This window comes from Photobacterium lutimaris (genome assembly GCF_003025555.1).
GTDB classification, from domain to species: Bacteria; Pseudomonadota; Gammaproteobacteria; order Enterobacterales; family Vibrionaceae; genus Photobacterium; species Photobacterium lutimaris.
Window position 1 is genome coordinate 607,167 of sequence record NZ_PYMH01000001.1, and the last position, 14,387, is coordinate 621,553.

The 14,387-nt window shown below is 43.7% G+C and carries 14 protein-coding genes and 1 pseudogene; 9 read left to right on the forward strand and 6 right to left on the reverse strand.

Features of this window, described 5'->3' with window-relative positions; genetic code table 11:
* Nucleotides 1–75 precede the first annotated feature (75 nt).
* The gene (locus C9I99_RS02485; protein ID WP_107347261.1) at nt 76–1,467 is read right to left on the reverse strand and encodes an alpha-amylase family glycosyl hydrolase; all 1,392 of its coding nucleotides are present in this window, start codon (nt 1,465–1,467) and stop codon (nt 76–78) included.
* Nucleotides 1,468–1,832: 365 nt separating this feature from the next.
* On the opposite strand from C9I99_RS02485, the gene glgC reads away from it, so the two are divergent.
* Nucleotides 1,833–3,050 carry a glucose-1-phosphate adenylyltransferase gene (gene glgC, locus C9I99_RS02490; protein WP_107347262.1) on the forward strand — a complete coding sequence of 406 codons (1,218 nt, stop codon included), beginning with the start codon at nt 1,833–1,835 and terminating at the stop codon, nt 3,048–3,050.
* Nucleotides 3,040–4,563: a glycogen synthase GlgA gene (glgA, locus tag C9I99_RS02495; protein WP_107347263.1), complete on the forward strand. Its 1,524-nt coding sequence runs from the start codon at nt 3,040–3,042 to the stop codon at nt 4,561–4,563. Before glgC ends, glgA begins: the two co-directional genes overlap by 11 nt.
* 83 nt (nt 4,564–4,646) lie before the next feature.
* On the opposite strand, the gene C9I99_RS02500 is transcribed toward glgA, so the two are convergent.
* Nucleotides 4,647–4,952 (reverse strand): ArsR/SmtB family transcription factor, encoded by a 306-nt coding sequence (locus C9I99_RS02500; protein ID WP_107347264.1) that lies wholly within the window; start codon nt 4,950–4,952, stop codon nt 4,647–4,649.
* A 436-nt stretch (nt 4,953–5,388) separates the two neighbouring features.
* On the opposite strand from C9I99_RS02500, the gene rsgA reads away from it, so the two are divergent.
* Complete coding sequence (gene rsgA, locus C9I99_RS02505) at nt 5,389–6,432, forward strand: ribosome small subunit-dependent GTPase A (protein ID WP_107347265.1); 1,044 nt, start codon at nt 5,389–5,391, stop codon at nt 6,430–6,432.
* A gap of 73 nt (nt 6,433–6,505) precedes the next feature.
* On the opposite strand, the gene C9I99_RS02510 is transcribed toward rsgA, so the two are convergent.
* Both C9I99_RS02510 and C9I99_RS02515 read right to left on the reverse strand, forming a co-directional pair.
* The gene (locus C9I99_RS02510; protein WP_133638206.1) at nt 6,506–7,105 is read right to left on the reverse strand and encodes a murein L,D-transpeptidase catalytic domain family protein; all 600 of its coding nucleotides are present in this window, start codon (nt 7,103–7,105) and stop codon (nt 6,506–6,508) included.
* Between the two features lie 257 nt (nt 7,106–7,362).
* Nucleotides 7,363–8,298 carry a bile acid:sodium symporter family protein gene (locus tag C9I99_RS02515; protein WP_107347267.1) on the reverse strand — a complete coding sequence of 312 codons (936 nt, stop codon included), beginning with the start codon at nt 8,296–8,298 and terminating at the stop codon, nt 7,363–7,365.
* A gap of 423 nt (nt 8,299–8,721) precedes the next feature.
* Here C9I99_RS02515 and C9I99_RS02520 point away from each other — a divergent pair.
* The 3 genes and pseudogenes from C9I99_RS02520 to C9I99_RS02525 form a co-directional block, all read left to right on the forward strand.
* Nucleotides 8,722–9,405, forward strand: a pseudogene (locus C9I99_RS02520) (endonuclease); the annotation flags it as partial.
* On the forward strand, nt 9,382–9,654 hold the full coding sequence (locus C9I99_RS27755; RefSeq protein WP_476742303.1) for a sunset domain-containing protein: 273 nt from the start codon (nt 9,382–9,384) through the stop codon (nt 9,652–9,654). The pseudogene C9I99_RS02520 and the gene C9I99_RS27755, both read left to right, overlap by 24 nt.
* Before the next feature lie 342 nt (nt 9,655–9,996).
* The gene (locus tag C9I99_RS02525; protein WP_107347269.1) at nt 9,997–10,299 is read left to right on the forward strand and encodes a hypothetical protein; all 303 of its coding nucleotides are present in this window, start codon (nt 9,997–9,999) and stop codon (nt 10,297–10,299) included.
* A 15-nt stretch (nt 10,300–10,314) separates the two neighbouring features.
* On the opposite strand, the gene C9I99_RS02530 is transcribed toward C9I99_RS02525, so the two are convergent.
* Complete coding sequence (locus tag C9I99_RS02530) at nt 10,315–10,983, reverse strand: hypothetical protein (RefSeq protein ID WP_107347270.1); 669 nt, start codon at nt 10,981–10,983, stop codon at nt 10,315–10,317.
* Nucleotides 10,984–11,455: 472 nt separating this feature from the next.
* The gene (locus C9I99_RS02535; protein ID WP_107347826.1) at nt 11,456–12,343 is read right to left on the reverse strand and encodes a PA4780 family RIO1-like protein kinase; all 888 of its coding nucleotides are present in this window, start codon (nt 12,341–12,343) and stop codon (nt 11,456–11,458) included.
* A 283-nt stretch (nt 12,344–12,626) separates the two neighbouring features.
* Here C9I99_RS02535 and C9I99_RS02540 point away from each other — a divergent pair, with 283 nt between their 5' ends.
* The 3 genes from C9I99_RS02540 (at nt 12,627) to C9I99_RS27645 (ending at nt 14,366) form a co-directional block, all read left to right on the forward strand.
* On the forward strand, nt 12,627–13,064 hold the full coding sequence (locus tag C9I99_RS02540) for an ATP-dependent zinc protease family protein (protein WP_243734288.1): 438 nt from the start codon (nt 12,627–12,629) through the stop codon (nt 13,062–13,064).
* Nucleotides 13,065–13,070: 6 nt separating this feature from the next.
* Nucleotides 13,071–13,976, forward strand: a complete 906-nt coding sequence (gene rimK / locus C9I99_RS02545; RefSeq protein ID WP_107347271.1) for a 30S ribosomal protein S6--L-glutamate ligase — start codon at nt 13,071–13,073, stop codon at nt 13,974–13,976.
* 108 nt (nt 13,977–14,084) lie between these two features.
* Nucleotides 14,085–14,366, forward strand: coding sequence for a M14 family metallopeptidase (locus C9I99_RS27645; protein ID WP_420849215.1), 282 nt, complete (start codon nt 14,085–14,087; stop codon nt 14,364–14,366).
* The last annotated feature ends 21 nt before the right edge of the window (nt 14,367–14,387 follow it).

Sequence of the window (14,387 nt, forward strand, 5' to 3'; positions counted from 1 at the left end):
TAAAAAAGCCGCATATGACGGACTGCGTTATAAACGGCTTTACCTCTATTATATCGATTCTTATTTAATCAGTGCTTAATTTAGCAGGCTTGTAAGTACCAACATTACACAGCTGTGCGCATCAACGTCGAACTGAGCTGTTATATTCTCTCTGATTGGCGCTTCATTTGTACCGGTGTTCAGTATGACCGAGAAGTCGCCAGGTGGAAGCGCAATACTTAATGGTTTACTTCCCCGGTTAATCGCAACAATCCCTTTATCGTCTCGACTAAATGTCAGGTGTTCTTCCCCCTTTGACACTATTGACATCGGGAGGGACTGCATCAAATTATGAAAAGCGATCATTTGGGTAAGTTCAGGGGCGTTCCACTTATCTTTCCATCTTGGTAACCCTTCATTGTTGGAAATATGACTTGTATCCAAGTCGCTATAGACCAGCGGGGCACCACCATCACGACCCAATATATAGCAATAGGCGAACATCTCATTCCGCTCAGTCATCACTTGATCCAGAAAAATGTCATTGTTTGGAATATCATGAGTGATGGCAAAGGTAATCGCTCTGTCATATGCCAACGCTTGCCCTACTGAGTAAGGGTTACTTAATTCGGTCATTGGGTGACCTTTTTCAAATACATTGTGCATGGCATGAAATAGTGGAAAATCATACGCCCCTAAGCTAGTCCCTTTCAAATAGGGAGCTAAGAAGAGTTCATACTCTTCCTTCGTTGCACCGCCATCGGTGATGATTTCGCCAAAAATATGAACATTGGCGCTAACTTCCTTATCCCAGACTAATTGAATATGCTCCAATGTTAAGTGCTTGGCAGCATCAATACGAAAGCCTTTTATACCTAATTGCTTTAAACTATTAATATATTCTTTTTGTTGTTTTACTACATTTTCGTTGCATTTCAACGTAGGCAAACCGGGATCTTCATTGCCGCCACTAATTCTTCCGTGCTGAACCTCCCATGGATCGGTCCAATTTTTGATCGGAAATGCTTTGATAAAATCCCGCTTATTGAACAGGGGTTTAGTTAGATCTCCAAATAATTTTAGATCTTCATAATTATCTGCTGATTGCTGGTATTCATCTAACACCTGTTTGGATGGGAAAATCAGATCCTGTCTGATGTGTGATTCATTGGCCATATGATTGAATACAACATCAACATAAACATGCACGTCATTTTCTTTTAATGCCGTTGTCATTTTCCGGAAATCTGTGGTGTTCCCCAATTGGTTGTCTATCACTCGATAATCTTGCGGCTGGTAGCGTTGCCACCACTCAGTGCCACCTTCATGTTTGTATGATTTCAGAGGAGGAGAGACAAGAACGGCTTTGTAGCCGGCTTTCGCAATGTCTTTTGCATACTGCGTGACTCGATTATACGGCCAGTCAAAGGCATGAAGAATGACATTGGTCGCTTTGATTTTCGTCTGAGTAGTATTGCGGGTTGTCATGGTTTGTGTCCCTTCAATGAACTGATCGCAGTCTAGCGCTAGTTGATGAAAAAGTATTCAGCTGTTTGCCTAAAAAAAGGGGAGGAGGAGAGGGGGAGTAGTCCGAAAATCATGATGAATAGATGTTAAATTAAAGCGGGATGTAAACAAAATAAAATTTTGTTGGAGTTTTTTTGTTATATGGTTTATTGATAGTCCTGCCACTAGGGATGAGCTGGTAGTAGCCGATAAAAAAAACAGCGCACAAAATGTAATAAAACCATATTTGTGAAACTATCCACCCATTTTCAATGAACACCTATTCTAATCACCCATTGGAATATGGTATATATGAGTACGATTGCTTACTAACAAGGAGGTACACCATGGCTGGTGTTTTAGGAATGATTTTAGCAGGTGGCGAAGGTTCACGTCTGCGTCCATTAACAGATACGCGAACTAAACCTGCGGTGCCATTTGGTGGCAGTTACCGCCTTATCGACTTTGCACTTAACAACTTTTTGAATGCTGATCTGATGAAGATTTATGTTCTTACTCAGTTCAAATCCCAATCTTTGTACGTGCACATGAAAAAAGGCTGGAATGTATCGGGGATCACAGGGCGTTTTATTGATCCTATTCCAGCACAAATGCGTATGGGTAAGCGCTGGTATGATGGCACAGCAGATGCCATCTATCAGAATATGCGTTTTATGCAACTAGAAGAACCTGATCAGGTTTGTATTTTTGGTAGTGACCACATTTATAAGATGGACGTTAAGCAAATGCTTGATTTCCACCTTCAGAAAAAAGCGGATCTAACCGTTGCTGCGCTGCGAATGCCCCTAAGCGAAGCCAGTGCGTTTGGTGTCATTGAAGTTGATGAAAACGGTTGTATGGTTGGCTTTGAAGAAAAGCCTGCAAACCCTAAGTCAATTCCTGGTGATCCTGAAAATGCTCTTGTATCAATGGGTAACTATATTTTCGAAACAGATGTTCTTTGCAAAGAGCTTGAAGAAGATGCTGTTAACGAAGACTCAAGCCATGACTTTGGTAAAGACATTATTCCAAAGCTTTTCCCTCAGGGTAAAGTTTACGTTTATGACTTCATGACCAATATTATCCCGGGTGAGAAAACGGCGGGTTACTGGCGTGATGTAGGTACAATTGAGTCTTACTGGCAGGCCCACATGGATCTTCTTTCTGAAGATTCACCATTCTCTCTTTATAACCGCCAGTGGCAGCTTCACACTTATTACCCACCACTACCACCAGCAACGCTGCTAGATAGTGATGACTGTAAGGTTGATACCAATAACTGCATGATCTCTGCAGGTAGTTATATCCGTGGGGCCAAAGTGTACAAATCTGTATTGGGTTTCCGTACCAATGTTGAGCACCATACAACGATCAGTGAATCAATCATCCTTGGTGACGTGAAGATCGGTGCAAATTGTTCAATCCGCCGTGCGATCATTGATAAGGATGTGATGATTGCACCGGGTACGGTCATCGGTGAGAATCTGGAAGAAGACAAGAAGCACTACCATGTATCTGACGAAGGAATTGTTGTGATACCAAAAGGAGCAAAAATTGGTTATTAGGAAGAAATCTAACTCTAAGCCACTGCAGATATTGTTCGTTGCTTCAGAGGTAGACGGATTGGTCAAAACGGGAGGTTTGGCAGATGTTGCCAAATCACTGCCAAGTGCGCTGAAGGAACTAGGGCATGATGTACGTGTGGTGATGCCTCTTTACCGTAAAGTGCCTAATGGTGCTGAAGCGGTTGAATTGCTTGATACTCAATTACATGTACCGACTCAGCCACAATCGGTGTCGTACAAAGTTAAGCAGTTGCACAATGGTGATGTACCGGTTTATACCGTTGATGCCCCAGAGTATTTTGACCGCCCTGAACTGTATGCTGAAAACAATGAAGGATACCGCGATAACGGTGAACGCTTTGCTTTTTTCAGTGCTGCTGCCTTGGATATGTGTGAAAAATTGGGTTTCAAGCCTGATGTTGTTCACTGTAACGATTGGCACACCGGGCTTGTTCCGTTCTTGCTGAAAACCCGTTATGCCGATGATACGTTTTATGCTAACACTAAAAGCGTGATCACTATTCATAATGCGGTGTTCAAAGGAACATTCAATTATGACCAATACAGTTTGATTCCGGAACTGATCCAAAAGCGTTATCTTCAGTTAGAAGATGGCGCTGCCAATATCAGCATGCTTAAAGCAGGCGTCGCATTTGCAGATAAAGTCAATGCTGTGAGCCCTAACTATGCGAATGAATTGCTGACTGAACTTGGTTCACATGGCATGGCCGCTGATTTCCAGCATCGCTCAGATGTACTCTATGGAATCGTCAACGGCTGCGATTATGGTGATTGGAGCCCAGAAACAGATCCTTATATCAAGCAGCGTTTCAAAGCCAATAAAGTCAGCCTTGCTCGCGGCAAGAAAGCATGCAAGCGCGACTTGCAGCAACAGGTTAATTTACCGCAGGACGACGTGCCAGTTTACGGTATGGTTTGTCGACTGACAGAACAAAAGGGGATTCAGTACCTTTTGCCTGTTCTTCGTGATTTCTTGATCAACGATGTACAGGTTGTGTTGGTTGGTAGCGGCGATCCTAAATTGGCTGATGCACTGCGTGAAATTAGCACTGAATTTCCGGATAAGTTTGCGTTTATCGAAGCCTATGACAATCCATTAGCGCACTGCGTAGAAGCGGGCTCGGATTTCTTCTTGATGCCTTCTCAATTTGAGCCTTGTGGCTTGAATCAGATCTACAGCCTTGCTTACGGTACTCTGCCTATCGTTCGTGGTGTTGGTGGTTTGAAAGATACGGTTATTGATTGCGATGAAACGCCTCAGGTTGCGACTGGCTTCATTTTTGATGCGCCAACACCAGAGGCACTTCTTATTAAGATGCAGCGTAGCTTGTTGCTTTACTGTCAGCGTCCTCAGGAGTTCAAGCGTCTGCAGCAAAATGCAATGGCTTGCCGCTTTGAGTGGAAAGATGCTGCTGAGCAATACTTGCGTATGTATTCCGGTGAAGAAGAGCCTGTACTTGAAAAAAGCCGTTTGAGTGTGTCTGACGTTTAATATTAGCCATGCTTAAAAATAGATAAAGCCCTCAATGTGAGGGCTTTTTTTGTTGAACTGGCAGTTGTAGTGTGAGGGAAATATTATTTAGGCTCTCCACACACTTCGTCAATACAGCATTCGTCCTTTAAAAAACCAATGACACCGTCAAGCTGTTCGTATTCCGCAACGCAATATAAAGTACGGCCTTCACGGCGTTGAGTTAGCAGGCCAGCAGACACTAGGCTTGAGATATGATGAGAAAGCGTAGAACCCGGTATAGCGAGCTTTTCCTGCAAACTACCGACGGGGGTTCCCTGATAACCAGCACGAACAACGGCTTTATAAATGCTTAGGCGCGTAGGGTGACCTAGCTCTTTTAGTGCCTTTGCAACAACTTCGATTTCCATAATTGGTCATTCCAGAAAGAATATTAATTCGATAGTACTGGAACAATTTCGACTTCGCCAGTTGTAAGCTGTCAATTCCTGTCGAAAGGGAGCAGCTTGGCCTGTTAGCAAGGTCTCCTGATGAAGACTCGAGTTAGGGCTACCCATTTGCCAACGTTCTGTTATTATCCGTAAGAATGTCAATGAAACTTACGGGAGATAAAGATGATTGTATTACGTACCCACTTGGCAAAGACTGTGATGGTAACCCAGTAAGCGATACCCTGTAGAAAGTCACGACTTAAAATTTTCAGTGACTTAGATTTATTTGCTTTCCACCTCCTTTCTATTGCCCGGTGTAAACCAACCGGGGTCTACTTATTTTTATTTGACCCTAGATTCTTTTTGATGCGCATTGTCAAAGCCGCTTGTGCTTGGTTTGTGCGTGGGGAAAATAATGAATTCTACTATTACACTTAGCCAACTTGGTTGGCAGCCAGTTTTTCAACAACAATTAACACTAGAAGACTATGAGCAGGCGAGTATTGCCCGTATTCTTGCGCATCACCGTAATGGTTATGCTCTACTGACTGAGAACGGTCAAACCACTCTTGAGATGCATCATTCACTGCCTGCGATGACGGTGGGGGATTGGGTGTTGATTGATAGCGACAACCGGTTTATCCGCCTGTTGGAACGAGTTTCCCTGTTTAGTCGAAAAGCGGCTGGTGCCAAAGTAGCTGAACAGTTTATTGCAGCCAATGTTGATACCCTATTTATTGTCTGTTCGTTGAATCAGGACTTTAATTTAAGCCGTATCGAGCGCTATTTATCCATTGCCCGTGAGGCAAATGTTGAGCCTGTTGTGGTTCTAACTAAAGCAGACTTGTGCCAAGACAGCGAAGAGAAACGCCTGCAGGTACAAGACCTCGACTCAATGCTCATGGTTGAAGTGCTTAATGCATTAGAACCAGCGTCATACACGGTTTTGGAAACCTGGTGCCGAGCAGGAAGAACCATTGCGTTTATGGGTTCATCAGGCGTGGGTAAATCGACCCTGGTGAATACCTTGATGGGAGGCTCGGTACAACAAACGGGTTCTATCCGTGAAGATGATAGTAAAGGGCGTCATACGACTACCTCGCGTTCGTTGCACTTCATGCCATCAGGTGCCGTATTAATTGATACGCCCGGAATGCGCGAGTTGCAACTGACCGACTGTGAGAGCGGGGTGAATGAAACGTTCGCTGATATTGAAGCGCTGAGTAAACAATGCCGCTTTAGTGATTGCCAGCACCAGTCAGAGCCGGGTTGTGCAATTCAACATGCATTGGAAACGGGCGAGGCAGATTTACGGCGCGTACAAAATTACTTTAAACTGCTTCGGGAACAAGCCCGTAATACGGCCACATTGAGCGAACAACGTGATAAAGATAAGCAGCTTGGCAAGATGTACCGAACGGTACAAAGCCATAGTCGGCAGCAGAAGAAAGGCTACTAGTTTTTGACCTAGTGTTGTATCGCAAAGCCTTACTGAAACGAGCAGTAAGGCTTTTTCTTTTTTAGAGGGTAAGCTATTGATGATGGACAAAAATATAGCCACTTTCCTTGATGCTGTTTACCGCTTTATCCAAATGTTTGAATGGAATCGCGAAGCAGCCTTTACTGCGCCCTAGCATGCCATTATTTTTTATAAATTCATCGCTGACATAGTCAGCACCATGAACGACAATAAATCGGCTCCGGGCTCTATCATTGATACCAATATCAAGTCCATCTATACGAAGTGAGTATCCATTGACACCAAAATAGGTTTCTCCGGTTCTAAACATGCCGCCTGAAGATTTATGGGAGCCATAAACATTAGAAAACGTTCTTGGAAAACGGTAGCCAGACTCTTTGGCATGGGCCACCAAGCTCTGATGTGTTATGAGCCTTCTTTCTAAATCAACAATGAATAGTCTTTCTTTCTCCGATGGCAGTGTGTAATCGATAATAGTTAGGCTGGAAGGTGTTATTCCAAGCTTATTCGCACGCGACATAGCGTGATCAACCAAGCAGGGCTTAAAATAAGCATGTTCAGATATAGCTATCCCGTTATAGTCACTCCCTGTGGAGCAGCCGAAAATAGAAGTAATGACGGTGAGCAGGCCTATAATGTTTAGAGTTTTCACGTTTCTCACTGTAATAATCAATAACCGTGGTTGTCATAGGAGAGCTGCAATTAAGGTTCAGCCTTAAATTAAGCTATCGCATACTATGAGCGACAATTTTTTGGCATTGTTAAATGTTGAATGTGTTTGAAAGAAACGTTTTTAATGGCATTGTTATCCATAGATACCAAACAAGGCACACTGCATTTCACATTGTGCCTTGTTTTCAATCGGTTATTACTCAATTAAGCATCTTGGGCTTATTCTGGTATAAGAAATCAGCAGACCGGAGAGGTTTTAGTTAGTTTTTCATTTTTGCTCGCCCAGTAGCCAGCCAATAGAGAACCGGAAATGTTGTGCCAGACTGAGAATATGGTGCCTGCAATTGCAGATGCTGGTGAGAAGAATTTCATCGCGAGTGCTGTTGCCAGGCCTGAGTTTTGAAGTCCTACTTCAAAGGCGATAGTTCGACATGTCGATTCATTGAAGCCGAGTAAACGGCAACTGTAATAGCCAGCAATGAGTCCCACAGAATTATGGATAACAACAGCCAGCGCCACCATCGGACCGACTTGGCTTAAATTGTCGGCATTGAGCGCGACTACAATTGCAATGATTAACACAATGGCGACCATTGAGATCAGTGGTAGAAGTGCATGCACCTTTGCAACGGCTTTTTGCGCAAAGCTATTGATAAGCAGCCCTATACCGACCGGAATCAATACAATTTTCACTAGGCTCATCAGCATGGCAGAAACCGGGACATCAACGGTTTCGCCAACGAGTAGTTCTACAAGCAGTGGCGTGAAAATAACTCCTAGTAAGGTTGAAATTGCTGTCATTGATATCGATAGGGCAACATTCCCTTTGGCTAGAAATGCCATCACATTGGACGATGTTCCGCCTGCGACACTACCCACCAGCACCATACCAACCGTTAATTCGGTACTGAACCCCAATAGAGTGCTGATCAATAAAGCCGTCAGAGGCATGATGAGAAATTGCAGGACAACACCAACTCCGACCGCTTTTTTATGCTGGACGACATTGAGGAAGTCCTTGGGTGATGAGCTAACGCCCATTGCCAGCATAATGATGGTCAGTAGAGGGACGATTTGGGTTTTCAGTTCAACGAATAAACTGGGGGATAGATATGCTAATACCGAAAATACGACGGCCCATAGCGGAAATAATTGGGTGATCCTTCCTATCATTTTGACTTCCTTTTCTAATGTTCCACGATAGCGTGGCTGAGATTTACTTTAGTAAATGTATGACAAGTATCTTTCCATAAAGGCTATTGATAAAACAGTGAGCAAAACAAAAACAGTGTTAGATTCTATTTTACTCTTCACTGAGTCAATGATGTTTCACTACCGTATTCTTTTCTGGTGTAAACAGATTTATAGATAACAACAAGCAGTATTTAATGCTTCACTTTGTAAACATGAGTTCAACTGTTCCACCTTCGCTACTGACCACAGTGTTGCTCGGCTGGTTAATTCTCTCCATTCTCGATAGGTCGCCCTGATGGGGCAGTCACGCTAATACCCGTCGCATCAATAATCTATTTATCGAATTCTTTATAGTGTTGTGTCATTCTAAAGCTATCTATCAATACCTAAGTAGCATTGGACATGTCAAAACGATTTTTTTTAGCGCTCTTCGCTTTATTTATTACTTCTTCCACCATTGCCGCACCAAATAATTTCAGCCATGCCAAAGTGTTAGCCAAAGAACATGTTTATTTTGACCAAACTGAAGAGGGTACATTTTACTGTGGCTGTAGCTATACCTTTATGGGGAAAAGCGGTGGCCGAGTTGACCTGGACAGTTGTGGGTATGACGTTCGTAAGAACCAAAATCGTGCCCAACGTATCGAGTGGGAGCATATTGTTCCAGCCTCTAACTTTGGTCGAGCGAGGCAATGCTGGCAAGAAGGCGGGCGTAAGCACTGTGTAAAAAATGATCCTGTTTTTGCTGTGATGGAAGCGGATATGCATAACCTGACTCCTTCCATTGGTGAAGTGAACGGTGACCGCTCTAACTACAATTTCAGCCAGTTCAATGCGTCGTCAAATCAGTATGGGCAATGTGATTTTAAAGTGGATTTTAAACGTCGTCAGGCTGAACCTCGTGATGAGGTAAAAGGGCAGGTCGCTCGAACCTACTTTTATATGTTTGACCGTTATAATTTATCGATGTCCAGCCAGCAGCAACGCCTGTTGGTTGCATGGGACAGACAGTACCCTGTCTCTAAGTGGGAGCTTGAGAGAAACCGTCGAATCGCTAAGCAAATGGGACATGACAACCCATTTGTAACAGGTAAAGCGGTTTGGCACGTTGGTCATAAAAACAGTGGGGCAGGCTTGAAACCGGCACTGGGAACCAAGGACAGTGTTGATACTGAATCAACACATCATATTCGAGGTAATAAGAACAGCAAGGTGTATCACTTACCAACGGGGTGCCCAAGTTACGGGCGAGTCAGCCTTAAAAATAGCGTTGAATTTGCATCAGAACAAGAGGCAAAAGAGGCCGGTTATCGCAAGGCTGGTAATTGCTCGTAATCTATTTGTAAGGTTGGCGGGGCCTGGTGGCTCTGCCAATCTAAATCCCACCGGCTATAAAGCAGCCCTCTGAAAACAGAATATGAACGAAGGTTATTCTTCAAAATAGAGAATTGAGATTCCAATAATCGTGTCGTTGATTGCATGCTTAGTGATATATACCAATTCACCCCTGTGTTTCTAAATGTAATATCATGTTTTCACTCATTTCCAGCTGTTTGTATTGGTAAATTATGTATTGGTAATCCACTAGATACATCCATGGTGAATCCCTGCTTTTCGATAAGATTTTCTAATGATATCGTTTATTTGGTTCATTTTTATTGATAGTGGTAAGGTGTCATGGAAAGTCTAGTGGTGTTGTTAGCAGCGATCTTGTGGACTGCTGGACGGTATTGCATTCACACGCCCGAACAATGGCAGGCAAAGCCATGGTTTATTAAAGGGATAGCAATTTCTTTGGCCCTCTTTCCTGCCATTTTTTTCAGCCACTGGGATGAGCTCATCAGTTCAGCAAGATTCCTATCAAACAACCAGATCATTGCTTGCGAAATTTCGCTGCGCCTATTTCTTATTGTCATGGCAATACAGAGCTTTATCGGGCTTATCTTTATCGTAAGCTCGTTTAAAAATAAAGGGCAGTAAAAGGGGGCAATAAGCTTACTCTTTAGTTGTAGGAAGGCTAATCAGCCCGTTTCCTGCATCCCGGATCAAGTTAACCGGTGAAAGCAGTACGCCTTTGACGGCTCCTTGCGTTGCTTGCTGAGTGATCAGTTCACTTTTCCCTACTATTTCATCGGTTTTAGCCAGAATAATTGGTACGTCATTGCGTAGTTGTTCTGACTCGCTAATAACTGCTGGTATTGTCACCTCTCTATAGCTTTCGCTTTCAATTATTACCGCAGGTATGATATCTGTTCGGTACCTCTGAAGTTCATTAAGCGCTATGGGTAGTGTGGTGCTGTTGACTGATTCTACCGTCTGAACAACAGACGGGATGGTCTCGGATCGGATGACTTTGATCTCATCTAAAATCTGAGGGATTTTCTGGTCAACGGAGGCAACAGTCTGATTTACCCCTTCGATCGTTGCTTTAATATCGTTTGCTAAAATGAGCGTCTGCGGCGTTAGCTCTTCGAAGGTTTTGGCCAGCAATAACCACTGTTCGATTTCGAGTTTGTCTGCAGTCGTGTTGATTTCAGCCATTATCTTGGGGTAGCTATCAACAACTTTATTTATCGAATTGGTGAATGAATAAATGGTGTATCCCAAATAGAAAATAGCGATGGCCAAAATAAGTTGTATCGCAGTGCCCAGTCGGTTTTGCATGATGGCATCCGTGTATAATTAATGATATCTAAGGGAATTATAAGCGTTTGGGTGCGGTTTTAAAGAAAACAATGCGTTAGGAACATTGAGTAACGCTAACAACAAGTGAATATGAAGAACACATGATTGAGAAAATAGAATTTCTATAGTGGGTTTTAATGTATTTACTTGGGCATTGGTACCACAAGGTACTCCGGTATCGACAGGGAATATCGTCGTCTCGAAATGAAGGTAACACCAGACACAAACGGCGTGATCTTCTCTGTTGGAGGTTTTGCTGGCGGAATATCGGCATTCATTAAATGTATTAGTTACGACTCGATCTGACACTTCTGCTAAAAGAAGCCAGCACGACTATCGTGCTGGCTTCTTTCATCTTTGTCCATGACCGCTCTTATGTGTTGCTACTCTGAGGTAGGGTAGGCGAATCCGTACAATTTTGGTGCTAAGAACTGAACGTTGCAGGTCGTGATTAGCATTCACCCCAATTGAATTTTTTATCGTCTATGCCTTCTTTGGCTTCCTTAATACGCTCTCGTCGCGTTAGCTCTTCGGCTCGGGCAGCGTCTATTTCTTGCATTATTGAGTCGATATCAGCCAAAGTTTCGCCTTGCGTAAATTTGCCGGTCAGCTCACTGTCAGGCTTCAAATCCCCCTTCTCATATAATGACCAAATTTCCTTGGCATACTCAGTGGTATGAAGCTCAGGTGCAAACTGCGCATAATAGTCACGTATATTATTTATATCGCGAGCCAGCATCCACTCAGCATTATTATTGGCGGAGGCATCTACTGCTTGTGGCAAATCGATAATGACGGGACCATACTCATCGACGAGAACATTAAACTCAGACAAATCGCCATGAATTAAACCTACGCAGAGCATTTTAACCACATATGACATCATAACTTGATGGTCTTCAATTGCCTGTTCGGCTGACATCACTACGTCGTTCAGTCTAGGAGCAACATAGCCTTCATCATCAGTGATTAGCTCCATAAGCAAGACACCATCAAAGCAACCAAAAGGTTCAGGCACCCTCACCCCAACAGCCGCAAGTTTATACAAGGCGTCAACTTCAGCACTTTGCCAGACTTTTTCTTGTTGCTCGCGACCAAACCCCGAGCCTTTTTCCATCGCTCTTGCACGGCGGCTATTACGTACCTTCCGGCCTTCTCGATAGGCAGCAGCCTTTTTAAAGCTACGTTGGCTTATTTCCTTGTATACTTTGGCACAGCGGATCGTCTCGCCACAGCGTACAATATACACTGATGCTTCTTTGCCACTCATCAATTGGCTTTTTACCTCGTCGACTAAACCATCGTCAACTAAAGGCTGTATTCTTTTAGGTATTTTCATGCCGTCTTTATACATGACTTCGCTTACAGATGAAATATCAACCAAAGAAATGGCTGGTGATGATCTACACATTTTTTCATAAGATTGCTTAGTTTGTTTTTTTAAGCTTTCCAAACATGGTACGCAAATGGCCGTCTAAGGGCCTCTTACTTATGTCCACAAGCGCTACGGATTAGTCTTTATGCGGCGTCACAGTGACGTAAGGCAACAGTCACTCACCATCAACTATACTTTTCTCTGTTCCTTGGCATGTCATAACTCAATATAAAAAGGAGAAAGGTTTTTGAAAACTGAAGGTAAGATCATTGTTGGATGGCGTGAATGGGTTAGCTTACCTCAACTAGGTATTGAAAGAATAAAAGCCAAAGTTGATACAGGCGCTCGAACTTCATGTTTGCACACCTTTTCCATCGAAGAGTTCCGTAAAGATAATCAACTCTGGCTTCGTTTCTGGGTACACCCTGTTCAATCAAATGATGACATTGTTGTTCAGTGTGAGTCCCCTGTATTGGAGCAACGTTTAGTTAGGGATTCTGGCGGTCACCAAACTCAGCGGTATGTTATCAGCACAGAGTTGGTTGCAGGCGAGTTATCTTTCCCGATAGAGATGACCCTTACCCCAAGGGACAATATGAAATTTCGGATGCTGCTTGGCCGCACCTCATTATATTCGCGCATGGTTGTCGACCCCGCAAAATCATTCTTACTAGATAAGGAGTAACCTATTGTGAAGATTGGCATTTTATCCCGTAATAAAGATCTTTACTCCACGAGAAGGTTGATTGAAGCATGTGAGCTTCGAGGTCATGAGCATAAAGTTATCGACGTTCTACGTTGTTATATGAATATCAACTCTACTCTGCCTTCTATTCACTTATCTGGGGAAGAGCTTTCTGGTTTCGATGCCATTATCCCTCGTATTGGTTCATCTGTTACGTTCTATGGCTGTGCAGTTCTGCGTCAATTTGAAATGATGGGAGTCTTTCCGGTCAATGAGTCAGTCGCTATTACACGGTCACGTGATAAGTTGCGCTCACTTCAACTCCTATCGCGCAAAAATATAGGAATGCCAATCACCGGTTTTGCAAGCAAACCCGGTGACATTAAAGACTTAATTGAAATGGTTGGTGGAGCGCCATTAGTCATAAAGCTACTTGAAGGTACTCAGGGGATTGGGGTTGTTCTGGCTGAAACCCAAAAAGCGGCAGAGAGCGTTATTGAAGCGTTTATGGGGCTGAGAGCGAATATCATGGTGCAGGAGTATATCAAAGAGGCCGGAGGTGCTGATATTCGTTGCTTTGTCATTGGCGATAAAGTCATTGCAGCAATGAAGCGACAGGCTCAAGCCGGTGAGTTTCGTTCTAACTTACACCGAGGTGGTGAGGCCTCACTTGTTAGAATTACGCCTGCTGAAAGGAAGACTGCGGTAGATGCGGCTAAAGTGATGGGCCTACATGTTGCGGGGGTGGACTTATTGCGCTCTGAACGCGGTCCCTTAGTCATGGAGGTCAACTCATCTCCAGGCCTTGAAGGTATCGAGGCCGCGACGGGCAAAGATGTTGCTGGCATGATTATCGATTATATTGAAAAAAACGCCAGGCCCCAGAGGACTAGAACCCGTGGTAAAGGCTAGTAAAAATCAGCCATTCCTGTGTGGTGACACTGTTGTGATGCCGTGGCAAAGAATGGGTGTCGATTTAGACGTTGAGCGTTTATACACTCATTCGAAACGGTCGGTACTTTGGAGATCATCAATGGTCGGCTTTCTGGGCCTATTTTACTTGTTGACGTTGCGATACATGGTGATGAGCTAAATGGTGTCGAAATTGTCAGGCAACTGCTGACTAAAGTTGATCCTCATAAGTTGCGAGGAACCTTGGTGGCAGTCCCTGTGGTCAATGTTTTTGGTTTTTGCCCCCCCCTGTTATTACTAGAGCGACACGTTGGATACGGGCTGGCTTCGACGGTATTTTACGCTCGCATGTTGCTTTGGGGCAGCGAGTCGAGAAGGATCAAACTTTAGCGATAATTAGCGACCCTTTAG

Excerpts from the sequence above, each read along its gene's own strand:
- C9I99_RS02485 (WP_107347261.1), bottom strand. The coding sequence starts at position 1,467 with ATGACAACCCGCAATACTACTCAGACGAAAATCAAAGCGACCAATGTC.
- glgC (WP_107347262.1), top strand. The coding sequence starts at position 1,833 with ATGGCTGGTGTTTTAGGAATGATTTTAGCAGGTGGCGAAGGTTCACGT.
- C9I99_RS02500 (WP_107347264.1), bottom strand. The coding sequence starts at position 4,952 with ATGGAAATCGAAGTTGTTGCAAAGGCACTAAAAGAGCTAGGTCACCCT.
- rsgA (WP_107347265.1), top strand. The coding sequence starts at position 5,389 with ATGAATTCTACTATTACACTTAGCCAACTTGGTTGGCAGCCAGTTTTT.
- C9I99_RS02515 (WP_107347267.1), bottom strand. The coding sequence starts at position 8,298 with ATGATAGGAAGGATCACCCAATTATTTCCGCTATGGGCCGTCGTATTT.
- C9I99_RS27755 (WP_476742303.1), top strand. The coding sequence starts at position 9,382 with ATGGGACATGACAACCCATTTGTAACAGGTAAAGCGGTTTGGCACGTT.
- C9I99_RS02525 (WP_107347269.1), top strand. The coding sequence starts at position 9,997 with ATGGAAAGTCTAGTGGTGTTGTTAGCAGCGATCTTGTGGACTGCTGGA.
- C9I99_RS02530 (WP_107347270.1), bottom strand. The coding sequence starts at position 10,983 with ATGCAAAACCGACTGGGCACTGCGATACAACTTATTTTGGCCATCGCT.
- C9I99_RS02535 (WP_107347826.1), bottom strand. The coding sequence starts at position 12,343 with ATGAAAATACCTAAAAGAATACAGCCTTTAGTTGACGATGGTTTAGTC.